Below are 26,456 nucleotides of genomic sequence, written 5' to 3'. Positions count from 1 at the left end.
TTCGATACCCGTTTCGGCATCGAGTTGCCTTGAAATGTGATGAGCTTTCAACGCCGCTCGCGCCTATCGTCCGAACCCGGCAGCCGTTGCGCCGTCACGCGGAATGCGCGCCCTGGAAAGACCCTGGGCGGCAGGCCAAAACCAAAGATAAAAGAGACATGAAAAGCCACATTCTTTCGGCGTGCCTGCTGCTCGCCTCACCGGTTTGTTTTTCACAACAAACCCCGGCCGTCAATTTGCAGGTTGACCTGAATGAAGACAAAGGGCCACTCAAACCGATGTGGGCATGGTTCGGCTATGACGAACCCAACTACACCTACATGAAGGACGGCAAGAAACTGCTGTCCGAAATAGCGGCTCTCAGCCCGGTGCCGGTTTATGTTCGCGCCCACAATTTGATGACCTCAGGCGATGGCACGCCGGCGCTCAAGTGGGGCTCGACCGGCATGTACAGCGAGGATCCAGACGGCAAGCCGATCTACAACTGGACGATCGTCGACCGCATTTTCGACACCTACGTCGAACGGCGCATGAAGCCGCTCGCGCAGATCGGTTTCATGCCCGAGGCGCTATCGGCACATCCCCAGCCCTATCAACACCGCTGGGCACCAGGCACGCCTTATCCGGAAATCATGACGGGCTGGGCCTACCCGCCCAAGGACTACAAGAAATGGGCCGAGCTGATCTACCAATGGGTCAGGCACAGCGTGGAGCGTTACGGCCAGGCAGAAGTTGAAAGCTGGTACTGGGAGCTCTGGAATGAACCGGATGGGTTCTATCTGATCGCGCCGAATGTCGAGCAGGAATACTTCAAGATGTACGACTACGCCGCCGACGCCGTGAAGCGCGCGTTGCCCACCGCACGCATGGGCGGCCCGCACACGGCCCACGGCGGCAAGTTCTTCGACCATTTCATCCAGCACTGCCTGAACGACACGAACCACGCGACAGGCGAGAAAGGTGCGCCGCTGGACTTCCTGGGCTATCACGCCAAAGGACGACCGAAGGTTGTCAACGGCGTGGTTCAGATGAGCATGAAGACGCACTTCAAGAATATCGACGATGGCCTGGCCATCGTTGAGTCTTACCCTCAGCTCAAAGGCATTCCGATCATCATCGGCGAGTCCGACCCGGAAGGTTGCGCGGCCTGCGGCATGTCGACCAACCCGGAGAATGCTTACCGCAACGGCACCCTGTACGCGAGCTATACAGCGGCGTCGATTGCGCGCGAATATGACCTTGCCAGCGCCCGCGGCGCCAATCTGATCGGCGTGGTCAACTGGTCGTTCGAATTTGAGGATCAGCCCTGGTTTGCCGGGTTTCGCGACCTGGCCACCAACGGCGTGGACAAGCCCGTGCTGAATGTGTTTCGCATGCTCGGCATGATGACGGGCAACCGTGTCGGTGTTGCCGGTGATGTGGCCTATGACGCTGCATCCATCCTCAAGTCGGGCGTGCTCGGCGAGCGTACCGATATCAATGCGCTGGCCGCCAAGAGCGCCCACAGCGCAACCGTGCTGCTCTGGAATTACCACGACGACGACATCATCGATGCCGGTTCGCCGGTCAGCGTCACGATCAAGGGCATACCGGCCAAGAAGGTCGTGATGACGCACTACCGGATCGACCAGGAGCACAGCAACTCCTACGCGGCCTGGAAAAAGATGGGCTCGCCCGCCACCCCCAGCCGGGCACAGATTGCAGCTCTGGAGAAAACCAGCAAGCTCGCCACCATCGGCTCACCCAAAACGCTGCAAGTTCGTGACCAGCAATTGGTTGTGACGATGCAGTTGCCGCGTCAGGCCGTCTCGTTCATCAAACTGAGCTATTGATCCACGTGAGCAAATCATTGCTGGTGAATGGCCTGAGCCTGTTGGCATTGCTCAGCCCCGTGGTCGCTCGGGCTGCACAGGTCGCCGACGGCGCCGCCATCTACGCGCAGAACTGCATGCAGTGCCATGGCGCGAACCGGGAAGGCGGCATCGGCCCCAATCTGACTGGCGCCCATTGGAGCAAGGTCGAGCCCAAGAAGGAGAGCCTGGCCAGGTTCATCGCGCAAGGCTCGAGCGACGGACGCATGCCGGGCTGGAGCAAGCGCCTGACGCCCCAACAGATCGGCGCAGTGGCCGGATATTTGCTGACGCCCCCGCGCGCCAAGGGCAGCGACCAACCGCCGAGCGGTGCGGCCGACCCCTATCCGGAATTGAAGGACTTCCGCCTGCCCGTCGGCTTCTCGATTGCCGTCTACAGCGACAAGGTACCGAGTGCGCGTGGCATGGTGGTGGCGGATTCGGGCATCGTCTACGTCGCATCACGCACCGAAGGCAAGGTGTTTGCGTTGACGAGTGCCGCCGGCAAACCCGTGGCCGACAAGGTCGTGACGGTCGCCAGCGGCCTGGATTCCCCGATTGGCGTGACCCTGCTGAACGGCGCGCTTTTCGTGTCCGAGCGATTCCGCGTGGTGCGCTTCGACGACATCGCGCACACCTACGACAAGTCGCCGCAGTTGCACGTGGTGAAAGACGACTTTCCCAAGGATGCCTGGCACGGGGAGAAGATCATCAAGGCCGGCCCGGACGGCAAGCTCTACGTCCCCATCGGCGCGCCGTGCAACAGCTGCGACCGGGAGAACGCGCCGCACGCCAAGATTCATCGGATGAACCCGGACGGCACGCAGTTCGAGGTCTATGCGCGCGGCGTCAGGAATTCCGTGGGGTTCGGCTGGCATCCGCTGACCCAGGAGTTCTGGTTCACCGACAACGGGCGGGACATGCTGGGCGACAACATGCCGTCCGACAAACTCAACCATGCACCCCGGCCCGGCATGCATTTTGGGTTTCCCTACTGCCAGGGCGGCGTGGTGCCCGACCCTGAATTCCAGGCCGGCAGGAGCTGCAGCGAGTTCACCGAGCCGGCCGCCAAGCTGGGCCCGCATGTGGCCTCGCTGGGCATGCAGTTCTACACGGGACAGCAGTTTCCTGCGCAGTACCGGAACCAGCTCTTCATCGCCGAGCACGGCTCATGGAACCGCAGCCAGAAGATCGGCTACCGCGTCGCGCTGATCACCTTGTACGGCGACAAGGTGGTAAGCGACACCGTCTTCGTGGAAGGCTTTCTGCAACGCGAGAAGGTGGTCGGCCGGCCGGTGGACATCGCGCAGTTGCCCGACGGGTCGATGCTCATCTCCGACGACTTCGCCGGGCGCATCTATCGGGTCAGCTACCAGGCACCGGCCGCCACTCCGGACGCAAAAAACTAGGCGTTGCCGTCACTGCTGCGGCGCTGAAGCCGCCGGTGCGGGCAGCGCCCAGGTGAAGCCTTCGACACCCTTGGCGAACGCGTCCATCGTTTCCTTGTACGGGCTGTCATTCGGGCCCTTGAGCAGCACGATGAGGCGGTAGCCCTCCTTGAGGGCTACGTAGCTGATGGAACGCAGGCCGTTGGGCAGCTTGCCCTCGTAGCGCGCGCCTTCCACGCCACCCAGCAGCACCGGCTTGGCGGCGTCGCGGGTCAGCTTCTTGTCGAAGGGGTTGCCAAACTTGACGGCGCCGTCCAGCACGTCGTAAGGCTTGGCCGGGTCGGGCTCGGCGTAGCTCCACACGACGATGAAGACAGCCTTGGGGTCGTCGGTACGCGAGTACACCGCCATGCCGGTGGGCTTGCCGGCCTTGTCGGGCTTCTCCTCGCGGTTCACCACCGACACGCCATCCGGCGCGTTGAAGCTGCCGAACGAGGTCTTCACTTCAGCGGCTTGGGCAGCCGCCGCGCAAAGCAGGCCGGCGGCGAGGGTGAGGGTGGAGAACAGACGGTTCATGGCCAGCCTCAGTTTTCTTTGTAGATCCGCACCCAGTCGACCTTCATCTGCGCCGGCAGCGGCGTCGTCGCATCCGGTGCGCCGGGCCAGTCGCCGCCCACGGCCAGGTTCAGGATGACGAAGAAGGGCTTCTCGAACACCCAGGTGCCACCGGCCGGCAGCAACGCGGGCGTCAGGCGGTGGAAGTCCACGCCGTCGACCTGCCAGATGATTTCATTGGGCCGCTTGATGATGGTGTAGGTGTGGAAGTCGGCCGACACCTGCGCGCCGAACTCGCGCGGCTTGCCGATGCCCTGGGCGCCCGAGTAGCCGGGGCCGTGCAGGGTGCCGTAGGTGGTCGTCGGCGTCTTGCCGATGAACTCCATGATGTCGATCTCGCCCGACTTCGGCCAAGGGTTGGTCGCGATGTCGGTGCCAAGAGCCCAGAAGGCCGGCCAGATGCCCGTGCCCGAGGGCAGCTTCATGCGCGCCTCGACCTTGCCGTAGGTGAAGCCGACCTTGCCGTTGGTGTGGATGCGGGCCGAGGTGTAGTCGCAGGGCTTGTTGTTCCAGCAGGGGCCGGGGTTGGTGGCCTTCTCGGCGGTGATGACGAGCATGCCGGAGCCGTCCGTCTGCGCGTTGCGGGCGCTGGACGTGTAGTACTGGTACTCGTGGTTGCCCCAGCCGCCGTTCTCCGCGTTGCCGAGGTCGTAGTTCCAGTTGGCGGGCTTGGGCACGGTGCCGGCCGCGTCGTCGAACTCGTCGCTCCAGACCAGCGTCCAGCTGTTGGACGGCGCAGGCGCCGGTGCGGGGGCTGGGGCCGGTGCCGGCGCGGGAGTCGGCGCTGCCGGAGCAGCAGTGGCCGTGGCAGCGCCACCGCCGCCGCCGCAGGCGGTCAGCACGGCGGCGATGGCAGGCAGCACGTGGCGCCAGGGGCTGGGGGGTTGGGGGATGTTGTTCATGTTTGTCTCCATCTTGTTTTGTGTGTGGGGTCAGCCGCGCCAGTCGCGCAGGAAGTCGCGGTACCACTCGGCGCTGGCCTTGAGCGTGCGGGCCTGGGTCTCGTAGTCGACGTGCACGATGCCGAAGCGCTTCAGGTAGCCGCTGGCCCATTCGAAGTTGTCCATCAGGCTCCAGACCATGTAGCCGGCCATGGGCACGCCCTGCTGCATGGCGCTGGCCACCGCGGCAATGTGGTCGCGCAGGTAGGCGATGCGGTCGTCGTCCTGCACACGGCCGTTCACCAGCGTGCCGTCCTTGAAGGCGCCGCCGTTCTCGGTCACATAGACGGGCGGCAGGCCGGGGTAGTCGCGGTGCAGCAGGCACAGCAAATCGTCCAGGCCCTGGGCGTAGATCTCCCAGCCCATGTCGGACACCGGCAGGCCGCGCTCCTCGGGCTTCCAGTCCGCACCGCTGGCCGACACGACGGTGCGGGTGTAGTAGTTGACGCCGAGGTAGTCCATGGGCTGGGCTATTGCCGCCATGTCGCCGGCATGCACGATGGGCGCGTCGGCGCCGAGCTCGGCCATCACCTCTTCGGGATAGCTGCCCTTGAACAGCGGGTCGGCATACCAACGGCGGCCGCGGGCGTCGGCCATCGCAGCAGCGGCGATGTCCTCGGGCATGGCCGTGGCGGGCACGCAGGACGACAGGTTGAGCACGATGCCGAGCTGGCTCTTCGCGCCGTCAGCGCGCAGGGCCTGCAACGCGAGGCCGTGGCTGAGCAGCAGGTGATGGCAGACCTGCGTGGCGATCTTGCGGCTCTTGATGCCGGGCGCGAAGTTGCCCTGCTCGTTGCCCAGCACGGCGACGACCCAGGGTTCGTTGTGCGTCGTGATGCCGTCCACGCGGTCGCCGATGCGGGCCTGCACGTGGCGGGCATAGTCGACGAAACGATGCACGGTGTCGCGGTCGTTCCAGCCGCCGCGGTCCTGCAGGCCTTGCGGCAGGTCCCAATGGTTCAGTGTCGCGAAGGCCTGGATGCCGCGCTGCTTCAACCCGTCCACCAGCCGTTCGTAGAAGTCCAGGCCCTTGGGGTTGAACTCGCCGTAGCCGTTGGCCTGCACGCGCGGCCAGGCGATGGAGAAGCGGTAGCAGTTGACGCCCAGCGATGCGATGAGGTCGAGGTCTTCGTCGAGGCGGTTGAAGTGGTCGCATGCCACTTCGCCATTGCTGCCGTCGGCGATGGCGCCGGGCTGCTTGCAGAAGCGGTCCCAGATGGATTCGCCCTTGCCGTCCACATGGGCGGCGCCCTCGATCTGGAAGCTGCTGGTGGCCACGCCCCAGACGAAGTTGGTAGGGAACTGGCGATGCAGGGGGGCTTGGGACATGAGAGCTTCTTTTTGCTTTTACTTGACGGCGCCGGCGGTCAGGCCAGCGATCAGTTGGCGAGACGACACGATGAATAGGACGATCAGCGGCAGCGTCGCGATGGCAGAGCCCGCCATCAGCGCACCCCACTCGGTGCTGGTGGTGCTGAACAGGCTGCGCAGGGCCAGCGGCAGCGTGTAGTTCTCCGCCGTGCGCATGACGATGAGCGGGTTCATGAAGTTGTTCCATGAACTGATGAAGGTGATGAGGCCCAACGTGCCGAGCGCCGGCTTCATCAGCGGCAGCGCAATGCGCCAGTAGATGCCCAGCTCGCTGGCGCCATCGATGCGCGCAGCGCTGAGCAGTTCGTGCGGCACCGTGGAGGCCGCGAATTGGCGCATCAGGAAGATGCCAAAGGCGCTGGCGGCACCCGGCAGGTACAGCGCGCGGTGGGTGTCGATCCAGCCCAGCGCATCCATGACCATGAAGCTGGGGATCATGTTCATGAAGGCCGGCACCATCATCGTGCCCATGACCAGCGCGAACAGCGCCTTCTTGAAGCGGAACTCCAGCATCGCGAAGGCATAGCCGGCCATGGAGCAGAACAGCAGCGTCAGCGCCGTGGACATGAGGCCCACGTAGAGGCTCCAGCCCACGTTCTTCCAGAACGGCAGCCGCGTCGTCAGCACGCCGATGTTGTTCAGCAGCTCGGTGCTGAAGAACAGCGGCGGCGGCACGTTGAAGATGTCGGTGCGCGACTGCGTGGCGAACACGAACATGAAATAGAACGGCGCCAGCATGATGAGCGCGCCGATGCCGACGATGGCGTAGGCCGCGAACTTGGACCTCTTGTTCATGCTTTCACCTGCCGATCGGCAAAAGCCTTGTTCGTCAGCCAGGTCAGCGCGGCGATGACGCCGAACATGATCCAGGCCAGTGCGCTGGCGCCGCCGAAGTCGCTGAAGTCGAAGGCCAGGCGGTAGAGGTACATGCCGACCGTCATGGCGGCCTGGTCGGCGCCGCCCTTGCCGTTGGTCAGGATGAAGGGCTCCTCGAACAGCTGCAGGCCGCCGATGACCGACAGCGTCACGCCGAACAGGATCATGGGCTTGAGGCCGGGCAGCGTGATGCGCAGGAACTGCTGCCAGGCGCCGGCGCCGTCGAGCTTGGCGGCCTGATAGAGGTCGTGCGGAATGGTCTGCAGCGCGGCCAGGTACAGCACGAGGTTGAAGCCCACGTAGCGCCAGAACACCACGATGGCAACGGCCGGCTTGATGGCCTCGGGCGAGCGCATCCAGTTGATGTTCTCCGTGCCGAACAAGGCGTGCAGCGCCTGGTTGACCAGCCCGTAGTCGTTCGAGAACAGCGAGCCGAACAGCATCGCGATGGCGACGGTGGACGTGATGTAGGGCAGGAAGTACGCGCCCGAGAACAGCCCGCGCCAGCGCCCGAAGGCCTGGTGCAGGAAGACGGCCAGCGGCAGGGCCACGAGGTGCTGGGGCACACCGGACGCGATGGCCAGCCACAGCGTGTTGCGCAGCGACTTCCAGAACCAGCCGTCGGTCAGCGCGAAGACGAAGTTATCCAGGCCGACGAACTTCATCGACTCGATGCCGCTGGTGGGCTCCCAGGACTGGAAGGCCAGCCACAGCGAGAACAGCAGCGGGAACAGGCCGAAGACGGCGAACAGGATCAGGAAGGGGCTGACCAGGACGTAGGGCGCCCAGGAGGCGGGGATGCGGAACTTCATCAGCGATTGGCCCTGTGGACCAGCAGCGCCTGCGCGTCTGCCAGAGCCTGGGGAATGGACTTGCCGTACTCCAGCACGTTGTCGAGTTCGGCGTTGATGACCTCGTCGGCGAACTTGTGCTGCTTGTGCATCTTCACGACGGGGATGCGCCGCGCGGCGTCGCGCCACAGTTGGCGGGCATGCTGGCCGCCGAGGAAGGGCACGGGCTGGTCGAAGAAGGGGTCCTCCTGCGCGGCCAGCAAGGCCGGGAAGGCGTCCTGGGAACGGAAGGCGTCGAGCTGGCGCTGGCGGTCCAGCGTCATCTCCTGGATGAGCTGCCAGGCGAGCTGCTTGCGCTCGGGCGCCGAGCGGCGCGGGATGGCGTAGTAGGTGCCGCCGTAGGAGCAGAAGGTGTTCTCGGGCAGTTGGGCCACGCGCCATTTGCCGGCCGTGCCGGGCGCCACCCAGTTGGCCATCTGGCCGGCCATCCAGCCACCGGACATCTCGGTGGCCAGGCGGCCGCGCTTGAGCATCTCGGCCCAGTCGTTCATCCAGACCTCGACGCGGGCGTCCAGGCCTTGCTTGCGCACCTTCTTGGCCAGCTCGAAGGCACGCACGAAGCGTGGCGACGTGATCTGCGGGCGCTGCTCGTTGTCGAAGAACTGGCCCTCGCCGGGGGGCGTGCCGGCGCGCACGATGATGTCCTTGAGCAGGCGCACGTCGCCGATCAGGTAGGCGCCGGTCTTGGCCTTGAGCTGGGCGCCGGCCTCGACGTAGTCGTCCCAGGAGCGCGTCAGGTCCGCTTCCTTCAGGCCGGCCTGGGCCAGCAGATCGGTGCGGTAGAACAGCGAGCCGGGGCCGATGTCGGTGGGCAGGGCGACGATGGCGCCCTCGCGGTTGCGTGCCGTCTCGATGGCGAAGGGCACGAAGCGGTCCTTGAAGCGCTCGGCGCCAAAGGCCGGCGCCGACAGGTCCTCCAGGCCCGAGCCCAGCGAGAAGCGGCCCAGGTAGCTGGTCTCCAGCGCGATGACGTCGGGCAGATGGCCGGAGGTCGATAGCGCTGTCGTCATCGCCGTGTGATGGTCGTCGTACTGGCGGCTGATGACGGCGGTGCGAACTTCGGGGTGGCGCTGGTTCCAACCCTTGAGCAGGTCCTTGGCAATGACGTCCACCAGCGGGAAGGCGGCTACCGTCAGCGGCGCCTGCTCTTTGGCTTCGCCCAAGCCGGCCGCGCCGCCGAGAGCGGCAGCCAGCAGGTGGCGGCGAGGGAGGGAATAGGTCTCTGACATGGTCTTGAAAGCGCTTTCAAGATTGTGCGTCAAGCCGCCCGTCCCCCCAGCAGCACAAACCCTAGGACAACCCAGGACGAAGGCTGGGCCTGCTGCTCATGCGCGGCCCGCCGCCATCCGGCGAGGCCAGCAAACCCTCCCTCCCTAGAAACCCGGCTTGGCAACGTTTTGTCACCCGATCCCCGGGTTTTCACCGCTGACTCCCCAAGCACCGGTGGCAAAGTGGTATTCAAGAGGTGGTAGCAGTCACAAACTGGATGCATACCAGTTGGAACCAGCTCCAAAGAGCCTGCACGGAGAGGCAGGCCAGCCGCCGGAGAGCCCCCGTTGGGACTCTCCCTTTCAACGAGAACTTGGCACACAGGACCTCTTTCATGAAGCAGCCCTCCATCGGCATCTCCGCGCACCAGTTGCGCCGCCTTGCCGCCATCACCGCCACCGCCTTCGCACTGGGCGCCAGCGCCACCAGTGCCCTCGCCCAGACCTACCCCGCCTGGGCCCCCGACGTCTACTACACGGCCGGCACGGTCGTGACCTACAACGGCCGCATCTACAAGGCCACCGTCAACCAGACCGACTACGCCTCCACCGGCTGGAACCCCACCAACGCCTCGCTGTGGACCGACATCGGCCCGGCCTCCGGCCCGGCGCCCTCGCCCGCCCCCACACCGGCGCCGACCCCAGCGCCCACGCCCGCCCCGACACCGGCCCCCAGCCCCGCGCCTGCACCCACCGGCACTTGCGCGCCCGTCTGGGCGGCCGCCACGGCCTACAGCGGCGGCGCCATCGCCAGCAAGGGCACGACCAACTACAAGGCCAACTGGTGGACGCAGGGCAACGACCCCGCCACCAACAACGGCCCGACCGGCAGCGGCCAGCCGTGGACGTCGCAGGGCGCGTGCACGACCGGCCCGGCGCCCAGCCCGAGCCCGAGCCCGAGCCCGAGCCCGTCCCCCAGCCCCTCGCCGAGCCCGAGCCCTTCTCCTTCGCCCAGCCCGGCCCCCTCGCCCGCCCCGGCGCCCGGCCTGAGCGACCCGGCCGCCAAGTCGGCCAACCAGAACGGCCGCGCCTACACCGTCTACTACCCGAGCTGGAGCGACAACTGGTTCGATGCCACTGGCAAGACGATGAACCAGGTCTTCCAGGCCAGCAACTTCGCGCGCATCCCGGCCAACTACACCCATGTGGTGGCGGCTTTCGCCCAGCCCAACTTCACCTGGGGCGGCATGGCGGCCAACAACTGGTCGGGTACCGGCATCAACTTCAACGGCCGGCCGTCAGACATCAAGGCCGCCATCGATGTGCTGCACGCCCGCAACATCAAGGTCATCCTGGCCGTGGGGGGCGCGACGTACAACAGCTGGGGCACGCTGTCGGCTGAAGGCAATGCCGGCAGTGGCCCGACCATCACGGCCCTGTCCAACATCATGAAGGACGTGGGCTTCGACGGCCTGGACGTGGACTACGAGGTCGACGGCATCACGACCGACGCTTATGCCGGCGCGGTGAAGGCCATGCGCAAGGCCGTGGACCTGGCCGGCGGCGGGCGCATCCTGACGGTGGCCGCCTGGTCGTCCGGCTCGGACTGCACCGCCTCCACCGGCAGCGACCCACAGTGCAACGGCGTGGGCACCAGCTACTGGGGCGGCAAGGCCGGCGGCGAGCGCCTGCTCGTCAACGCCTACCCGGCGCTGAAGACGGCGTTCAACATCGTCAACATCATGACCTACGACGCTCGCTTCGAGCACTTCGACGGCGTCACGGCCTGGAAGTCGTATCGCCAGCTCTTCCCGGCCAGCACCATCGTGTCCATCGGCTTCGAGACGGCCCCTGAGGGCTGGGCCGGTGGCCAGCTCGTCGTCAACAACGCCGACGCGCAGTGCACGGGCTCCGTCATCCTGCAGAACAGCTACGGCGCCAACATCAACCAGCCCTACTCGGTGGAGCGCTACCTGAACGCGGTGACGACCAGCACGCTGGCCAACAAGAACCCGCGTGACGGCGCCATGCTGTGGCAGGCCCTGAAGACGGCGAGCGGCAGTTGCGGCAGCGCGGCGCTGGCCTCGCCGGGCTCCATCGGCAAGAAGGCCGCCGGCCTGCTCAACCTCGTCGACGACCCGGCGCTGCAGAACGCGCCCTGGAAGTAAGCAGCTCGCCTGAGCTGAATCGCCGCCGCACCGGCCTGCCGGGCGGCGGCCTTTTCCATCCCACCTCGGAGATACCCATGATCTCGCGCCCACCTTTGCCGCGTGCGGCCGGCCCCTGGCTGCTCGCCAGCGCCCTGCTGCTGACCAACCCCGCCTTCGCCCAGACCTACCCGGCCTGGAAGGCCGACACCTACTACACGGCCGGCACGGTCGTGACCTACAACGGCCGCATCTACAAGGCCACCGTCAACCAGACCGACTACGCCTCCACCGGCTGGAACCCGACCAACGCTTCGCTCTGGACCGACATCGGCGCCGCCTCCGGCCCGGCCCCTGCGCCCACACCCGCGCCAACGCCGGCTCCGACACCTGCACCGACACCCGCCCCCACGCCAGCGCCCTCGCCCGCCCCAGCACCGGCCGGCACCTGGAACGCCAGCACCGCCTACTCGGGCGGCGCCGTCGTGAGCTACCAGGGCGTGAACTACAAAGCCAACTGGTGGACCCAGGGCGACAACCCGGCCACGCGCAACGGCCCGGCCGGCTCCGGCCAACCGTGGACCATCGTCAGCGGCACACCGGCGCCCTCGCCCGCTCCCACGCCGGCACCTTCACCGGCGCCGACTCCCGCACCGACGCCGGCCCCCACGCCAGCGCCCACACCCGCCCCCTCTCCCACGCCTGCACCGCCCCCCGGCAAACACCAGCTCATCGGCTACTGGCACAACTTCACCAACCCGTCGGGCGCGACCTTCCCGATCAGTGACGTGCCGGCGGACTACGACGTCATCGTCGTGGCCTTTGCCGATGACGGCGGCAACGGCAGCATCGTCTTCAACCTCGACGCCGGCTCGGGCGGCGAGGCCCGCTTCATCGCCGACATCGCCGCGGCGCGCTCGCGGGGCAAGAAGGTGGTGCTGTCCTTCGGCGGCCAGAACGGCACGGTCACGCTGAACAACGCGACGCAGGTGACGAACTTCGTCAACAGCGTCGAGGCCATCCTGCGCAAGTACGGTTTCGACGGCATCGACATCGACCTGGAGAGCGGCGCAGGCGTCACGTCCGGCGCGCCGGTGGTGGCCAACCTCGTCACCGCGGTGAAGCAGCTCAAGGCCCGCATCGGCAGCAGCTTCTATCTGTCGATGGCGCCGGAGCACCCGTACGTGCAAGGCGGCTATGTGGCCAGCAGCGGCATCTGGGGCGCCTACCTGCCCATCATCGACGGCCTACGCGACGAGCTCTCGGTGCTGCATGTCCAGTACTACAACAACGGCGCCGTCTACACGCCCTACGCGACGCAGGGACTCGCCGAGGGCAGCGTCGACATGCTGGTGGCCGCCAGCCGCATGCTGATCGAGGGCTTCACGACCAACAACGGCACCGGGCCTTACGTCTTCCGCGGCATCAGGCCGGACCAGGTCGCCTTCGGGCTGCCCTCGGGCCCGTCGTCGGCCAACAGCGGGCAGGCCAGCCTGGCGAACATCACCGCCGCGCTGAACTGCCTGACCAAGCTGACCCAATGCGGCGCCATCAAGCCGCCGGTGGCCTACCCGACGCTGAAGGGCGTCATGACCTGGTCCATCAACTGGGACAAGAAGGATGGCCTGGCGTTCTCGCGCGGCGTGCGCGCGGCGCTGAACACGCTGCCCTGACGATGTAGCCCATACGTCCGCCCGCGGCTTTTCGACCGCGGGCGGCTTTCCCACGACCTGGTAACTCGCACACAGGGTCAGCCTGTCCCTGAGTTACGGCACACGGGGGTGTTGCCCGCAGGGGCTTCCTTCACCTAGATTGAAAGCGCTTTCAAGTCGCCGACACAGGCGGCGGGCACCACAACCACTTGTTGGAGACATTCAATGAATCTGCTTCGATCCCTCATCCGGCCCGCACTGGCCGGGCTGCTGATGGCAGCCGCCGGCCTCGCCCACGCCCAGTGGCAGCTCGTCTGGAGCGACGAGTTCAACGGCAGCATCGGCCCGAACTGGGTCTTCGAGACCGGCGCAGGCGGCTGGGGCAACAACGAGCTTCAGTACTACCGGCGCGAGAACGCCACCATCGAGAACAACGCCCTGGTCATCACCGCCAAGCGCGAGAACTTCGGCGGCGCGGCCTACACCTCGGCGCGCATGAAGACGCAGGGGCTCAAGACCTTCAAGTTTGGCCGTCTCGAGGCGCGCATGAAGTTGCCTGCCTTCCTGGGCGCCTGGCCGGCGTTCTGGATGCTGGGCGCCAACCTGCCGCAGGTCGGCTGGCCGGCCTCCGGCGAGATCGACGTGATGGAGCACATCAACGACGAGAACAAGGTCTACGGCACCATCCACTGGCAGGACAACAACGGCCAGTACGCCCAGTACGGCGGCAACATCGCCACCAGCGTGACCGACTGGCACGTCTACGCCGTGGAGTGGGACACCAACGCCATTCGCTGGTATGTCGACGGCACCAAGTACCACGAGGTCAACATCGCCAACGGCGTCAACGGCACCGACGAATTCCAGAAAGACTTCTTCCTGCTGCTGAACTTCGCCATCGGCGGCAACTGGCCGGGCTTCAACGTCAACACCGCGGCCCTGCCCGCCAAGATGTACGTGGACTATGTGCGCGTATACGCCCCCGCCGCCAGCGGCGTGGCCACGGTCTACCAGGACTGCAACTACGCCGGCTATTCGGCCGCCCTGCCTGAAGGCAGCTACACGCTGGCGCAACTGCAGGCCCGCGGCGTGCGGGACAACGACCTGTCGTCGCTGCGCGTGAACGCGGGCTACCAGGTGCAGCTGTTCGACGGCGACAACTTCACCGGTGCCAGCGTGACCCGGGCCGGTGACACCGGCTGCCTCGTGGACCAGGCCTTCAACGACCGAGCCACCTCGGTCGTCGTCTCCAAGGTCGCACCCGGCTGGTCGCGCCAGATCGAAGCCGAGGCCTTCAGCGCGCAGGCAGGCGTTCAGCTCGAGGCCTGCACGGAGGGCGGCCAGAACGTGGGCTGGATCGATACGAGCGACTGGATGGCCTACAACAGCGTCAACTTCCCCACCAGCGGCAGCTACCGCGTCGAATACCGCGTGGCCAGCGGCGCGGCCGGTGGCACGCTGTCGCTGGACCTCAATGCCGGCAGCATCCAGCTCGGCCAGCTGGGCGTGCCCGGCACCGGCGGCTGGCAGAACTGGACGACCATCTCGCACACCGTGAACATCAATGCCGGCACCTACAACGTCGGCGTGTTCGCGGCGCAGGGCGGCTGGAACCTGAACTGGATCAAGTTCACCAAGCTCTGACACGCGCCAACGCGTGTTGCCAACGGCCGCACCCGCGGCCGTTTTTCATGGGGTCACTCCGCGCGGCGGTCGTCGAAAGGCGCGAAGACTTCGGTGACCCAATCGGCAAACACCCGCAGCTTGGCATTCAGGTGTCGGCTGCTCGGGTAGACCAGATGCATCGGGTGGCGCTCACGCGTCCAGTCCGTCAACACCGCGCAAAGCGTGCCACTCGCCAGGTGGGGCGCGGCCATGAAGCGGAAGGTCTGGCCCACGCCCAGGCCAGCCAGCAACACGCTCAGGTGCGCCGTGCTTTCGTTGACGGCGACGCCCGTGAGCGCCTGGATGACGACCTGCTCCTCGCCGCGCTGGAAATGCAGCGGGAAGGCCTTGCCGCTCAGTGACGAGAAATAGCCCGCCACCGTGTGCGCCGGCGCCTGCAGGTCCGCCGGCTGCATGGGCGCGCCGTGCGCGGCCAAGTAGGCGGGGCTGGCGCAGGTGACGTAGTCCAGGTTGGCAATGCGCCGGGCCACCAGCGAGGTGTCGGCCAGCTCGCCGCCGCGGATCACGCAGTCCACGCCGTCGCCGATCAAGTCCACCGGCCGGTCGTTGACGCCGAGGTCGAACTGGATGCCCGGGTAGCGGGCGCGGAAGGCCGGCAACGCGGGGATCAGGATGAGGTTGGCCAGCGAGGAGCCGATGTCCACCCGCAGCCGCCCGCGCGGCTGCACGCGGGCGCTGCCGGCGCTCTCGTCCATGTCGGCCAGGTCGCCCAGCACGCGCACCGCGCGTTCGTAATAGGCCACCCCCTCCGGTGTCACGCTGACGCGCCGGGTCGTGCGCTGCAGCAGCTTGACCTGCAGGTGGCGCTCGAGATCGCTGACCAGCTTGGAGGCCGTGGGGCGCGGCACGCCCAGCGCGTCGGCCGCCTTGGAGAAGGAGCCGGCCTCGGCGATGCGCACGAAAACGCGCAAGGCAAGCAGTTGATCCATGCCCTGATTATCTATGCCGGTGAATTCATATCTTCGAATCAGCCTCTTTATTCACAACGATGCACAACCCATAGTTCTCTCCATCAACTTTCAACCAGGAGAACCCACATGGGAACCAGCAACAAGCTCAACGGCAAGATCGCCGTCGTCACCGGCGGCAGCAGCGGCATCGGCCTGGCCACCGCCCAGGCCTTCGCGGCCGAAGGCGCCCTCGTCTACATCACCGGCCGGCGCCAGGCCGAACTGGACGCGGCCGTGGCCGCGATCGGCCCGCAGGCCATCGGCGTGCAGGCCGACTCGTCCAAGCTCGCCGACCTGAAGCGCCTCTACGCCCGGGTGCAGGCCGACCACGGCCGCATCGACGTGCTGTACGCCAACGCCGGCGGCGGCACCCTGCTGCCGCTAGGCGCCATTACCGAAGCGCACTACGCCGACACCTTCGACCGCAACGTCAAGGGCGTCGTGTTCACCGTGCAGCAGGCGCTGCCGCTGCTGAGCGCCGGCGCGTCGGTGATCCTGGCGGGCTCGACCGCCGCGCTCAAGGGCACGGCCAACTTCAGCATCTACTCGGCCAGCAAGGCCGCCGTGCGCGCGCTGGCCCGCAGCTGGGTGCTGGACCTGAAGGACCGCGGCATCCGCGTCAACACGCTGTCGCCCGGCCCCATCCATACGCCCGGCCTGGCCGAGTTGGCCGGGCCTGACGCCGCCCAGCAGCAAGGCCTGCTGGACTACCTGACCAGCCAGATCCCCATCGGCCGCATCGGCCAGCCGCGCGACGTGGCCGCCGCAGCCGTGTTCCTGGCTTCTGACGACGCCAGTTTCATCACCGGCATCGACCTGTTCGTCGATGGCGGTATCGCCCAGATCTGAAGGACCACACCATGCACACCCCCGCCCAACTGCTGCAGAGCTATCTCGACAACATCCGCGACCCGGCCACCGCCGCCGCGCTGTTCGCCGAGGACGGTGTACTCGAGCTACCCACCGTCCAGGCCCGCGCCCAGGGGCCGACCGCCATCGAAGGGCTGATCCGCGGCCTGCTCGCCAAGGTGCCGGACTTCCGCTTCAAGGACGTGCAGATCTTCATCGACACGCCCGACCAGGCCTTCGGCGAGTACAGCGTCGAAGCGCTGGTGACCGACACCGGCAAGGTCTACAAGCAGACCTACGCCGGGCGCCTGGTGGCCGAGGGCGGCAAGATCCGGCTGCTGCGCGAGGCGCTGGACACGGCGGCTGCCGCACGCGCTTTCAGCAAGGACTGACGCCCCCTGCCGGTGCGGTGGAGCCGCGCCTACACTCGCGGCCTTGCCTCTCGCTGCTGACATGTCGACCAAGTCACCTGCTTCACCCGCCGCCAAGAAAGCGCCTTCAAGCCGCCCGGACGGCGTCGTCACGCTGGAACAGGTGGCGGAACTGGCGGGTGTGTCGCCCAGCACGGTGTCGCGCATCCTGAATGGCACCGCCGCCGTCAGCCAGCTCAAGAAGGACGCCGTGCAGGCTGCCATCCAGGAGCTGGGCTTTCGGCCCAACCCGGTGGCGCGCGGCCTGGCGGGCGGGCGCACGCTCTCGGTCGGCGTCGTCACGCAGATCATCTCCAGCCCGTTTTACGGCGAAGCGCTGCTCGGTATCGAGCGCGAGCTGGAACGCGCCGGCTATGTACCCCTGTTCGTGTCCGGCAACTGGCATGAGGACGACGAGCGCAAGGCCATCGAAACCCTGCTGTCGCGCCGCGTCGACGGCGTCATCGTGCTTGCCGGCCGCATCGCCGACGCCGAGCTGACCAAGGTTTCCGACAGCCTGCCCGTCGTCGTCGTCGGCCGCCAGCTGGCCGGGCCGCAGCTCTTCAGCTTCAGCTTCGACAACCGCCAGGGCGCGCGCCTGGCCACCCAGCATCTGGTCGACCAGGGCCACCGCCGCATCGCCTTCATCGCCGGCGACCTGATGCACGACGACGCCGTCGAGCGCCAGGCCGGCTACTTCGATGCGCTGGCCGCGGCCGGCATCCCTGTCGACCAGAACCTCATCGTGCAGAGCGACTACACCGAGGCCGGCGGCATGCTGTCGGTCACGCGGCTGCTGGAGCGCGATGCTCATTTCACGGCCCTGTTCGCGTCCAACGACCAGATGGCCATCGGTGCCTGCCTGGGCCTGCACCGGCGCAACCTGCGCGTGCCAGACGACGTCTCGCTGGTCGGCTTCGACGACCTCATCATGGCGCGCTACTCCATGCCGCCGCTGACCACCGTGCGCCAGTCGGTCTACGAGATCGGCGTCGAGGCCGCGACGGCCATGCTCGAGATGCTGCGTGGCGGCAAGCCCAAGGCACAACTGCCCGCTCCTGAGCTTGTCGTGCGCGAGAGCACTCGTCGCATGCAACGCTGAAGCCCCTCGCCCGATCTGCCCTGCTGAACGCGGGCAGCCCAGTCGGTCCCCCTAGGGGACGGCGATGCTTGCCGGATTGACCGTCAAGCACATCGCCATGGCGGGCCGGCTCGGGAACGGCCCAGCGCTCGGCCCGAATACCTAACGCAAAGTCCAACGCCTTGGCCCACTGACCGTCGGGCCGTCGACTGTTGTTCCGCTCGGGTAAACCATGTGGCTGATCTTCCGGGTGCGACGCATCATTATTTGAAAGCGCTTTCATTGCTTTCGCCAAGTCGCTGCTTTTCAACCCAGAACTACCCTAGTACTCGCTGTCTTTGAGCGCCGCCCTCCTATGGGAGCGGTCACATTGAGTCGGTACGGGGTAGCCCGCCAACCCCCTCGCCAAGCGTTGCTCGCGCGCCGCAGACCGAGGGTGTTGCCTAGGTTGAAAGCGCTGCCATTCGCGTATTCTTGAAAGCGCTTTCAGCTCGTCATTGAGCACCAAACGACAAGATTCATAACTCTGGAGACAAGTGAATGAGACAGCCTCGCCCTGCCCTTCGCCTCACGACCGTAGCCACCGCCAGCGGCTTGCTGTTTGCCAGCGCCGCCGCGCTGGCCCAAAGCCCGGGCAACCCCAATGTCGCCGGCCCCGCGCCAGTCACCTCGGTGCCCCAGGCGCTGGCCAGCACCACGCAGCTGGAAACGGTCATCGTGACCGGCATCCGCAAGTCGCTGGAAACCTCGGTCAACCTGAAGCGCTCGTCGTCCGGTCTCGTTGACGGCATCGTCGCCGAAGACATCGGCAAGTTCCCCGACACCAACCTCGCTGAATCGCTGAGCCGCATCTCCGGCGTGTCCATCGACCGTGCCAACGGCGAAGGCACCCGCATCACCGTGCGCGGCATGGGCCCCGACTTCAACCTGGTGCTGCTCAACGGCCGCCAGATGCCTGGCGCCAGCCTTGACGGCAGCGCACCCAGCTCGCGCTCCTTCGACTTCTCCAACCTCGCCTCCGACGGCGTGGCAGCGCTGGAGGTCTACAAGACCAGCCGCGCCAGCAGCCCCACGGGCGGCATGGGCGCGACCATCAACGTCCGCACCCAGCGCCCCTTCGACATCAAGGAAACCGTCGCCAGTGTTGGCGTGAAGCTGGTGAGCGACCAGTCTGCCCGCCGCCTGCCTGGCGAGGAGCAGGGCAAGAGCGCCACGCCTGAACTGAGCGGCATCTACAGCACGCAGAGCGCCGACGGCATGTTCGGCATTGCGCTGATGGGCACGTACCAGGTGCGCGATTCCGGCTACTCGCAGGCCAATGTCAGCAGCGGCTGGAAGACGTTCAACGGCATCCAGGACAACGACTGGAGCGGCTCCAACGCCGTCTGGGGTGGCCTGCCGCCCGCCTCGCAGGCGACGGAAATCAAGAACCGTCCGGCCACGACCTCCATCTACAGCGTGCCGCAGAACCTGAACTACTCGTTCACCGGCGTGCACCGCGAGCGCATGAACGGCCAGCTCGTGCTGCAGTTCAAGCCCGTGAAGGACCTGGTCGGCACGCTGGACTTCGTCATGTCGGAGCAGAAGTTCCGCCAACGCCGCAACGACATCTCCGCCTGGTTCAACTACGGTGGTCAGTTCGGCGAATTCCAGACCGGCTCGCCCTCCTCGCCCATCATCTACGGCGAGCACATGACCAACTCCGACTTGGCCATGGGCGCATCGCGCATCAACACCAAGAACAAGAACCAGCAGATCGGCCTGAACCTGAAGTGGAAGGCCACCGACGCGCTGAGCTTTGAGCTCGACGCCCACCACTCCACCGCCACCTCGGGTGCCAACGATCCGCTGGGCACCAGCGTGACGCTGGCCACCGCGTCGCTGAACCGCGGCGACACCTTCGTCGACTTCAGCAACAAGTTCCCGGTGCTCGGCATCAAGGGCGCGACGCTGGACCCGACCAAGCAGGAACTGCAGGGCTCGGTGTTCGGCAACAGCTACCAGAAGAACCAGGTCGACCAGCTGCAGACGAAGGGCAATTGGAAGATCGACGCTGACAGCAGCCTGGACTTCGGCCTGACGTTGACCAACGTCAAGAACCGTTCGGCCTTCGCCAACGTGCAGCGCGACACCTGGGGCGGCGGCGCCGCGGGTGGCCCCGGCGCCATGCCGGACGACATCTGGCACGCCGACTCCATCAGCAAGTACTTCAGCCGCATCCCGGGCTCCAACGACCCGCGCCTGTTCAACCAGTTCTTCTATTTCAACTTCGAAGAACTGCGCGCGGCGGCCATCAAGAGCCTGGGCTCCGACGCCCTGCTCAAGGCCTCGTTCGACTGGCAGGACGACTACCGCACGACGGAAAAGTCGCAGGCCGCGTTCGGCCAGTACAACCTGGCCTGGGACTGGGGTGTGCCGATGGAGGCAGCCATCGGCGCCCGCTACGAGCGCACCAAGGTGGGCTCGCCGTCGACGGAAAAGATCCCGGTGTCCGTGGCCTGGGTTGCCAACAACGAGGTGCCTATCACCTTCAGTGGCACACGTTCCGCGTCGCGCCAAGGCAAGTACGACTACTTCCTGCCGTCCATCGACCTCAGCGCCGATGTGACCTCTGACACCAAGCTGCGCGTCAGCTATGGCCAGACCATCGGCCGCCCGGGCTGGAACGCCATCCAGGGCGGGCAGCGACTGGACCCTCTGGCTCGCGTCGACGGCGGCTCGGGCTCGGTGGGCAACCCGGACCTGAGGCCACTGAAGTCGAGCAACATCGACTTCTCGGCCGAGCACTACTACGCCAAGAGCAGCTACGTCGCGGCGAGCTACTTCCGCAAGTCCCTCAAGGACTACAACGAAGCCATCATCACCAACACCAACCTGTTCGGCCTGCACACGCCGATCGGTAGCGCGATGTACAAGCAGGCCCAGACGGCTGGTGGCTGCGGTGCCGATTCCGACTGCATTCGCAAGTACATCTTCGCGAACTTCCCGACTGCGCCTGGCGTCAGCCCCGGCGCGCCCGGCACCTCCCTCGGCACCATCACCGCCCAGCCCAACGACCCGTTGCTGATGTTCAATCTGGGCACTTACGTCAACAACACCCGCACCAGCAAGCTCAACGGTATCGAGCTGAACGCCCAGCACATCTTCGGCAACAGCGGCTTCGGCGTGTCGGCCAACTTCACGAAGGTGAAGTCCAACCTGAGCTACGACAACAACAAGCGGGGCGCGCAGACCGACGTGCTGGTCGGCCTGGGTGACTCCGGCAACCTGGTGGGTTTCTACGAGAACGAAACCTACACGGCTCGCCTGGCCTACAACTGGCGCGGCAAGTTCCTCGCGGCCAACTACGGAGGCGTGGAAGGTGCACAGCCGCTGTACGTTGAACCCTTCGGCCAACTGGACGTGAGCCTGGGCTACAACTTCACCCCGCAACTGCGCTTCCAGTTCGAAGCCATCAACCTGACGGACGAGTACACCCGCACGCATCTGCGCAACGAGAACCAGATGGGTGCCGTCACCCAGCTGGGCCGTCGCATCATGATCGGCGCACGCTACAAGTTCTGAACGAACGCCTCAGGGCCGGCTCCCCGCCGGCCCGCCCTCCCAGGGGGTCAAGGAAAGTCGGGACACACCGGCTCTTCCTTGTGAGGCAAAGTCTGGTTCGGCGGTGCTCGCGCTCTGGGGTACCGCCCTTGTTCGCCGTTTGGCGAGGCCGCGCGAGCGGCCCTTTTTACTTCTGGGGACCAGATCTTGAACGAAAGACTGCGGGAAGTGGTGGTGCTGGGAGGCGGCTCGGCGGGGTGGCTGGTGGCCGGCCTGCTGGCCGCTGAACATGGCGAGCTGAAGATCACGCTGATCGAATCCAGCGACGTGCCGACCATCGGCGTCGGCGAGGGCACCTGGCCGTCCATGCGCGACACGCTGCGCCGCATCGGTCTGTCCGAGCCCGAGTTCATCCGCCGCTGCCAGGTTTCATTCAAGCAGGGCTCGCGCTTCGACGGCTGGGCCCGCGGTGCGCCGGGCGCCGAAGGCGACCGCTACTACCACCCCTTCATGCTGCCCGTCGGCTATGGCGACGTGGACCTGGTGCAGCCCTGGCTGGCCGCTCAGGGCACGAGGCCGTTTGCCGACGTCGTCAGCCCCTCCGTGCAGGTCTGCGAAGCCGGCCGCGCGCCCAAGCAGGTGCAGACGCCCGATTTCGCGGCCGTCGCCAACTACGCCTATCACTTCGACGCCGGCCTCTTCGGCCAGCTGCTGCGCGAGCATGCGGTCGCCAAGCTGGGCGTGCACCACGTCATCGACCATGTCGACGCCGTCGTGTCGCATGAGAACGGCGACATTGCCGCCCTGCAGACCCGCGAGCACGGCGAACTGAAGGCCGACCTCTTCATCGACTGCTCCGGCCTCACCTCCCGCCTCATCGGCCAGCATTTCGGCGTGCCGCTGAAGAGCGAGCGCGACGTGCTCTTCAACGACGCCGCCCTGCCCGTGCAAGTGCCCTATGCCCTGGCCGACGCGCCGCTGGCCTCGGTCACCATCGCCACCGCCTGGGCCAAGGGTTGGATCTGGGACATCGGCCTGCCCTCACGGCGCGGTGTTGGCTGCGTCTACTCGCGGGCCCACGCCAGCGACGACGAGGCCCATGCGGCCCTGCAGAGTTATCTCGACGCCACCGGCGCGCCGCCCGATCGCACCACGCCGCGCTCCATCCGTTTCGACCCCGGCTACCGCCAGCAGTTCTGGGTACGCAACTGCGTCGCCATCGGCCTGTCCGCCGGCTTCATCGAGCCGCTGGAGGCTTCGGCCCTGGCACTCGTGGAGTTGTCCGCCCAGCGGCTGTGCGACGAGCTGCCGATGACGCGCGCCTCCATGAACGCCGTGGCGCGCCGCTTCAACGACGACTTCAGCTACCGCTGGGCCCGCGTCATCGACTTCCTGAAGCTGCATTACGCGCTCAGCCAGCGCGACGACAGCGACTACTGGCGCGCCCACCGCGACCCGGCCAGCTGGCCCGAGCATCTGCGCGAGCTGCTGCCCATGTGGCGCTTGCGCGCGCCGGCCCGCCACGACTTCGGCCGCATCGACGAGGTCTTCCCCTCGGCCAGCTACCAGTACGTGCTCTACGGCATGGGTTTCCGCCCTGACACCCAGCCCCTGTCCACCACCAAACTACAGGCAGCCCAGGCCGCCTTCGACGAAGCCGCCCGCCAGGCTCGCCGCCTCGTGCCCGGCCTGCCCGGCCACCGCAGCCTGATCGACCACATCAGAAACGCCGAGACATGACCCGCCCCACCCTGCTCGACAACGTCAACCACCGCCATCTGCGCGTCCGCACCGAGCGCTCCGCCGCCCTGGGCGACGCCCGCCAATCGGCCCTGGCCCTGCCGGCCGAGTTCCGCCAGTTGCAGGCCCATTTCCCTATCGTCTTCCAGTTGGTCGACGGCGACGCCGGCTTCCAGCCCGTCGCCCTGTTCGGCCTGGAGGAGGGCCAGAACCTCTTCCTGAAAGATGGCCGCTGGGACGCCCCGGTCGTGCCCATGGCCCTGCAGCGCGATCCCTTCATGATCGGCCGCGCCCCCGACGACTCCCTGCAGCTGCACATCGACATGGACAGCCCGCGCATCGTGCGGCCCGAGGAGGGCGAGGTCGGCACTGCCATCTTCATGCCCCACGGCGGCTTCAGCGAATACCTCGACCATGTCGTGCAGCTGATGGAACACCTGCACGCCCAGGCCCAGCACCTGCCGGTCTTCATCGAGGCGCTGACCCGCCACCAACTGCTGGAGCCCTTCGTCATCGACATCGAATCGACGAGCGGCGAGCCGGGCCGCCTGTCAGGCCTCTTCACCATCCACGAGGAGCGCCTGGCCGCCCTGCACGGCGACGCGCTGGAGGCCCTGGCGCGCGAAGGCCATCTGCTGCCCATGTACATGCAGATCGCCTCGCTGCAGCAACTGCAAGGCCTCGTCGAGCGACAAAGCCGCCTGTAGACCCATGCGAGCAGTACCCGCCTGGAACGGGCCGTTCGACCCGGACAACCTGCCCGCCGAGCTGCTGACCGGCGACCGGCCCTACGTCGTGCGCGGCGGCTTCGCGCACTGGCCGGTGGTGCAGGCGGCGCGCCAGTCCGACGAGGCCCTGGCCCGCTATCTGATGGGCCTGTACAACGGTGTGCGCATCGGCCTCTTCCAGCTGGCGCCCGAGGCCCGCGGCCGGGTCTTCTACGCCGACGAGACGCTGACGGGCTTCAACTTCAGCCGCTATGCCGCCACGCTGGACCAGGTGCTCACCGGCCTGCTCGGCCTGGCCGAGACGCCCGAGCCGCCCGCCCTCTACGTCGGCTCGACCACCGTCGAGGCCATCCTGCCCAGCTTCCTCGACGCCAACGTGATGGGCCTGGGCCAGCGCGACGCTCTCGTCAGCCTGTGGCTGGGCAATCGCACCCGCATCGCCGCCCATTACGACCTGCCGGACAACCTCGCCGTTGTCGCCGCCGGCCGGCGTCGCTTCACGGTCTTCCCGCCCGAGCAGATCGGCAACCTCTACATGGGCCCGCTGGACCCGACGCCCGCCGGCCAACCCGTCAGCCTGGTGGACTTCGAGAAGCCCGACTTCGAGCGCTTCCCGCGCTTCGCCCGTGCGCTGGACGCCGGCGAGGTGGCCGAGCTCGAACCCGGTGACGCCATCTTCATCCCCAGCATGTGGTTCCACCACATCGAGGGGCTGGCGCCCGTCAACCTCCTCATCAACGCCTGGTGGCGCCAGACGCCCGACTACGTCGACTCGCCGCTGAGCACCCTGCACCTGGCGCTGATGACGCTGCGCGACCTCCCCGAGAAGGAGCGTCGCGTCTGGCAGCACCACTTCCAGCATTTCGTCTTCGACGCCGATGAGTCCACCTGGGCTCACATTCCCGAGGCCGCCCGCGGCCTGCTCGGCCCCATCGACGACACCCTTTCGCGCCAGGCTCGCGCGCAACTCCTGACCCAACTGAAACGATGAACACGACCAAGACCTCCTTCCGTCGCGTTGTCATCGCCGGCGGCGGCACCGCTGGCTGGATGATGGCCGCCCTGATGGGCAAGCTGCTCGGCAAGCAGCTCGACATCAAGCTCGTCGAGTCCGAGGAGATCGGCACCGTCGGCGTCGGCGAGGCCACCATTCCCGCGCTGCACACGTATCACAACCTGCTCGGCATCAACGAGGCCGAGTTCATGGCCGCGACCAATGCCACCTTCAAGCTCGGCATCGCCTTCGAGGGCTGGAAGGACATCGGCCAGGACTACTTCCACTCCTTCGGCTCGACGGGCACCGACCACTGGAGCGCCGGCTTCCAGCACTTCTGGCTCAAGGGCCGCGCCGAAGGCCTGTCCAAGACCTACACCGACTACAACCCCGAAACGGTCGCCGCCTACGCCAACCGCTTCGCCCATCTGCCGCGCAATGGCCTGAACTACGCGTACCACATGGACGCCGGCCGCTACGCCAAATACCTGCGCGCGATGAGCGAGGGCTACGGCGTGCAGCGCATCGAGGGCAAGATCGCCGCGGTGCTGCAGGACGGCCCCGAAGGCAAGGACGGCGACATCACCGCGCTGGTGATGCAGGACGGCTCGCGCATCGACGGCGACCTCTTCATCGACTGCACGGGCTTTCGCTCCATGCTGATCGGCGAGACCCTGGGCGTGGGCTACGAGGATTGGTCCTACTGGCTGCCGTGCGATCGCGCCGTGGCAGTGCAGACCGCCTCGGTGCGCGAGGCCTGGCCCTACACCCGCTCCATCTGCCACCCCTTCGGCTGGCAATGGCGCATCCCGCTGCAGAACCGCGTCGGCAACGGCCTGGTCTACAGCAGCAAGGAGCTCAGCGACGCCGACGCGCCCGAGGTGCTGAAGAAGAACGTCGAGGGCGAGCTGCTGATCCAGCCGCGCGTGCTCAAGTTCCTGCCCGGCCAGCGCGACAAGGTCTGGCATCGCAACTGCATTGCTGTGGGCCTGGCCAGCGGCTTCGTCGAGCCGCTGGAGTCCACCAGCATCCACCTCATCCAGCGCGCCGCCATCCGCCTGATGCAGACCTTCCCGCAGGGCGGCATCCAGCAGTCCGACGTCGACGAGTTCAACCTGCAGTCCAAACGCGAGCTGGAGCACATCCGCGACTTCATCGTGCTGCACTACACCGTCAACGAGCGCACCGACTCCAAGCTCTGGAAGCATGTGCGCGAGATGGACCTGCCCGCCACGCTGCGCCACCGCATCGACCTCTTCCGCGAGACCGGCCGCGTCTTCCGCACCAGCGACGAGCTGTTCGCCGAGAACTCCTGGATCCAGGTCATGATGGGCCAGGGCATCACGCCCGAGCGCTACCACCCGGTGGCCGACCTGATGGGCAAGGACGAGCTGAGCAACTTCCTCGGCGACATCCACCTCAAGGTTTCGCGCACCGTGGCCGGGCTGCCGCAGCACCAGGCCTACGTCGAGCAGCTTTGCGCGCCCTACCGCAACGCGACGACGGCCCAGCTGGCGGCCACACCGCTGCGGGCTTGAAATCCCTACGCAACGCCCGACATTTCGACCAGCCCCAC

Annotated in this window: 20 protein-coding genes; 13 read left to right on the top strand and 7 right to left on the bottom strand. The window is 66.7% G+C overall.

Going from position 1 to position 26,456, the window contains the following annotated elements:
- The first annotated feature begins 158 nt into the window (after window positions 1-158).
- A complete protein-coding gene (locus tag AC07V5_RS28730) occupies window positions 159-1,832 on the top strand; it encodes a GH39 family glycosyl hydrolase (protein ID WP_495119030.1) in 1,674 nt (557 codons plus the stop codon).
- A gap of 5 nt (window positions 1,833-1,837) precedes the next feature.
- Window positions 1,838-3,259 carry a c-type cytochrome gene (locus AC07V5_RS28725; protein WP_495119352.1) on the top strand — a complete coding sequence of 474 codons (1,422 nt, stop codon included), beginning with the start codon at window positions 1,838-1,840 and terminating at the stop codon, window positions 3,257-3,259.
- 9 nt (window positions 3,260-3,268) lie between these two features.
- On the opposite strand, the gene AC07V5_RS28720 is transcribed toward AC07V5_RS28725, so the two are convergent.
- From AC07V5_RS28720 to AC07V5_RS28695, 6 genes are read right to left on the bottom strand one after another with little or no spacing between them, the layout of a single operon-like run.
- Complete coding sequence (locus tag AC07V5_RS28720) at window positions 3,269-3,814, bottom strand: hypothetical protein (RefSeq protein ID WP_495119029.1); 546 nt, start codon at window positions 3,812-3,814, stop codon at window positions 3,269-3,271.
- A gap of 8 nt (window positions 3,815-3,822) precedes the next feature.
- Window positions 3,823-4,755 carry a glycoside hydrolase family 16 protein gene (locus AC07V5_RS28715; RefSeq protein WP_495119028.1) on the bottom strand — a complete coding sequence of 311 codons (933 nt, stop codon included), beginning with the start codon at window positions 4,753-4,755 and terminating at the stop codon, window positions 3,823-3,825.
- 30 nt (window positions 4,756-4,785) lie between these two features.
- The gene (locus tag AC07V5_RS28710; RefSeq protein WP_495119027.1) at window positions 4,786-6,123 is read right to left on the bottom strand and encodes a GH1 family beta-glucosidase; all 1,338 of its coding nucleotides are present in this window, start codon (window positions 6,121-6,123) and stop codon (window positions 4,786-4,788) included.
- 18 nt (window positions 6,124-6,141) lie between these two features.
- A complete protein-coding gene (locus AC07V5_RS28705) occupies window positions 6,142-6,960 on the bottom strand; it encodes a carbohydrate ABC transporter permease (RefSeq protein WP_495119026.1) in 819 nt (272 codons plus the stop codon).
- Complete coding sequence (locus AC07V5_RS28700) at window positions 6,957-7,853, bottom strand: carbohydrate ABC transporter permease (RefSeq protein WP_495119025.1); 897 nt, start codon at window positions 7,851-7,853, stop codon at window positions 6,957-6,959. Before AC07V5_RS28700 ends, AC07V5_RS28705 begins: the two co-directional genes overlap by 4 nt.
- Window positions 7,853-9,121: an ABC transporter substrate-binding protein gene (locus AC07V5_RS28695; RefSeq protein WP_495119024.1), complete on the bottom strand. Its 1,269-nt coding sequence runs from the start codon at window positions 9,119-9,121 to the stop codon at window positions 7,853-7,855. The genes AC07V5_RS28700 and AC07V5_RS28695 overlap by 1 nt, the downstream gene beginning before the upstream one ends.
- Window positions 9,122-9,495: 374 nt before the next feature.
- Between AC07V5_RS28695 and AC07V5_RS28690 the strand changes: the two genes are divergently transcribed.
- The 3 genes from AC07V5_RS28690 (at window position 9,496) to AC07V5_RS28680 (ending at window position 14,543) form a co-directional block, all read left to right on the top strand.
- Window positions 9,496-11,268, top strand: coding sequence for a glycosyl hydrolase family 18 protein (locus tag AC07V5_RS28690; RefSeq protein ID WP_495119023.1), 1,773 nt, complete (start codon window positions 9,496-9,498; stop codon window positions 11,266-11,268).
- Between the two features lie 77 nt (window positions 11,269-11,345).
- Window positions 11,346-12,920 (top strand): chitinase, encoded by a 1,575-nt coding sequence (locus AC07V5_RS28685; protein WP_495119022.1) that lies wholly within the window; start codon window positions 11,346-11,348, stop codon window positions 12,918-12,920.
- Between the two features lie 138 nt (window positions 12,921-13,058).
- A complete protein-coding gene (locus tag AC07V5_RS28680; RefSeq protein WP_495119350.1) occupies window positions 13,059-14,543 on the top strand; it encodes a carbohydrate-binding protein in 1,485 nt (494 codons plus the stop codon).
- A 53-nt stretch (window positions 14,544-14,596) separates the two neighbouring features.
- On the opposite strand, the gene AC07V5_RS28675 is transcribed toward AC07V5_RS28680, so the two are convergent.
- Complete coding sequence (locus AC07V5_RS28675; protein WP_495119021.1) at window positions 14,597-15,514, bottom strand: LysR family transcriptional regulator; 918 nt, start codon at window positions 15,512-15,514, stop codon at window positions 14,597-14,599.
- A 108-nt stretch (window positions 15,515-15,622) separates the two neighbouring features.
- Between AC07V5_RS28675 and AC07V5_RS28670 the strand changes: the two genes are divergently transcribed.
- The 8 genes from AC07V5_RS28670 (at window position 15,623) to AC07V5_RS28635 (ending at window position 26,418) form a co-directional block, all read left to right on the top strand.
- On the top strand, window positions 15,623-16,384 hold the full coding sequence (locus AC07V5_RS28670; protein WP_495119020.1) for an SDR family NAD(P)-dependent oxidoreductase: 762 nt from the start codon (window positions 15,623-15,625) through the stop codon (window positions 16,382-16,384).
- 11 nt (window positions 16,385-16,395) lie between these two features.
- Entirely contained in the window at window positions 16,396-16,776 is a 381-nt protein-coding gene (locus AC07V5_RS28665; protein WP_495119019.1) for a nuclear transport factor 2 family protein, read from the top strand.
- A 61-nt stretch (window positions 16,777-16,837) separates the two neighbouring features.
- Window positions 16,838-17,896, top strand: coding sequence for a LacI family DNA-binding transcriptional regulator (locus AC07V5_RS28660; protein ID WP_495119018.1), 1,059 nt, complete (start codon window positions 16,838-16,840; stop codon window positions 17,894-17,896).
- Between the two features lie 519 nt (window positions 17,897-18,415).
- Window positions 18,416-21,439 (top strand): TonB-dependent receptor, encoded by a 3,024-nt coding sequence (locus AC07V5_RS28655; RefSeq protein ID WP_495119017.1) that lies wholly within the window; start codon window positions 18,416-18,418, stop codon window positions 21,437-21,439.
- Between the two features lie 186 nt (window positions 21,440-21,625).
- Entirely contained in the window at window positions 21,626-23,158 is a 1,533-nt protein-coding gene (locus tag AC07V5_RS28650; protein ID WP_495119016.1) for a tryptophan halogenase family protein, read from the top strand.
- A complete protein-coding gene (locus AC07V5_RS28645) occupies window positions 23,155-23,865 on the top strand; it encodes a SapC family protein (protein ID WP_495119015.1) in 711 nt (236 codons plus the stop codon). The genes AC07V5_RS28650 and AC07V5_RS28645 overlap by 4 nt, the downstream gene beginning before the upstream one ends.
- Window positions 23,866-23,869: 4 nt before the next feature.
- On the top strand, window positions 23,870-24,877 hold the full coding sequence (locus tag AC07V5_RS28640) for a cupin-like domain-containing protein (RefSeq protein ID WP_495119014.1): 1,008 nt from the start codon (window positions 23,870-23,872) through the stop codon (window positions 24,875-24,877).
- A complete protein-coding gene (locus AC07V5_RS28635) occupies window positions 24,874-26,418 on the top strand; it encodes a tryptophan halogenase family protein (RefSeq protein ID WP_495119013.1) in 1,545 nt (514 codons plus the stop codon). The genes AC07V5_RS28640 and AC07V5_RS28635 overlap by 4 nt, the downstream gene beginning before the upstream one ends.
- Window positions 26,419-26,456: the final 38 nt, after the last annotated feature.

Source organism: Roseateles sp. GW821-FHT02E12, assembly GCF_059421665.1.
This window is presented reverse-complemented; position numbering and strand designations above follow the sequence as displayed.

Excerpts from the sequence above, each read along its gene's own strand:
- AC07V5_RS28685 (WP_495119022.1), top strand. The coding sequence starts at position 11,346 with ATGATCTCGCGCCCACCTTTGCCGCGTGCGGCCGGCCCCTGGCTGCTC.
- AC07V5_RS28690 (WP_495119023.1), top strand. The coding sequence starts at position 9,496 with ATGAAGCAGCCCTCCATCGGCATCTCCGCGCACCAGTTGCGCCGCCTT.
- AC07V5_RS28665 (WP_495119019.1), top strand. The coding sequence starts at position 16,396 with ATGCACACCCCCGCCCAACTGCTGCAGAGCTATCTCGACAACATCCGC.
- AC07V5_RS28730 (WP_495119030.1), top strand. The coding sequence starts at position 159 with ATGAAAAGCCACATTCTTTCGGCGTGCCTGCTGCTCGCCTCACCGGTT.
- AC07V5_RS28720 (WP_495119029.1), bottom strand. The coding sequence starts at position 3,814 with ATGAACCGTCTGTTCTCCACCCTCACCCTCGCCGCCGGCCTGCTTTGC.
- AC07V5_RS28645 (WP_495119015.1), top strand. The coding sequence starts at position 23,155 with ATGACCCGCCCCACCCTGCTCGACAACGTCAACCACCGCCATCTGCGC.
- AC07V5_RS28670 (WP_495119020.1), top strand. The coding sequence starts at position 15,623 with ATGGGAACCAGCAACAAGCTCAACGGCAAGATCGCCGTCGTCACCGGC.
- AC07V5_RS28705 (WP_495119026.1), bottom strand. The coding sequence starts at position 6,960 with ATGAACAAGAGGTCCAAGTTCGCGGCCTACGCCATCGTCGGCATCGGC.
- AC07V5_RS28655 (WP_495119017.1), top strand. The coding sequence starts at position 18,416 with ATGAGACAGCCTCGCCCTGCCCTTCGCCTCACGACCGTAGCCACCGCC.
- AC07V5_RS28660 (WP_495119018.1), top strand. The coding sequence starts at position 16,838 with ATGTCGACCAAGTCACCTGCTTCACCCGCCGCCAAGAAAGCGCCTTCA.
- AC07V5_RS28700 (WP_495119025.1), bottom strand. The coding sequence starts at position 7,853 with ATGAAGTTCCGCATCCCCGCCTCCTGGGCGCCCTACGTCCTGGTCAGC.
- AC07V5_RS28635 (WP_495119013.1), top strand. The coding sequence starts at position 24,874 with ATGAACACGACCAAGACCTCCTTCCGTCGCGTTGTCATCGCCGGCGGC.
- AC07V5_RS28710 (WP_495119027.1), bottom strand. The coding sequence starts at position 6,123 with ATGTCCCAAGCCCCCCTGCATCGCCAGTTCCCTACCAACTTCGTCTGG.
- AC07V5_RS28640 (WP_495119014.1), top strand. The coding sequence starts at position 23,870 with ATGCGAGCAGTACCCGCCTGGAACGGGCCGTTCGACCCGGACAACCTG.
- AC07V5_RS28675 (WP_495119021.1), bottom strand. The coding sequence starts at position 15,514 with ATGGATCAACTGCTTGCCTTGCGCGTTTTCGTGCGCATCGCCGAGGCC.
- AC07V5_RS28695 (WP_495119024.1), bottom strand. The coding sequence starts at position 9,121 with ATGTCAGAGACCTATTCCCTCCCTCGCCGCCACCTGCTGGCTGCCGCT.
- AC07V5_RS28715 (WP_495119028.1), bottom strand. The coding sequence starts at position 4,755 with ATGAACAACATCCCCCAACCCCCCAGCCCCTGGCGCCACGTGCTGCCT.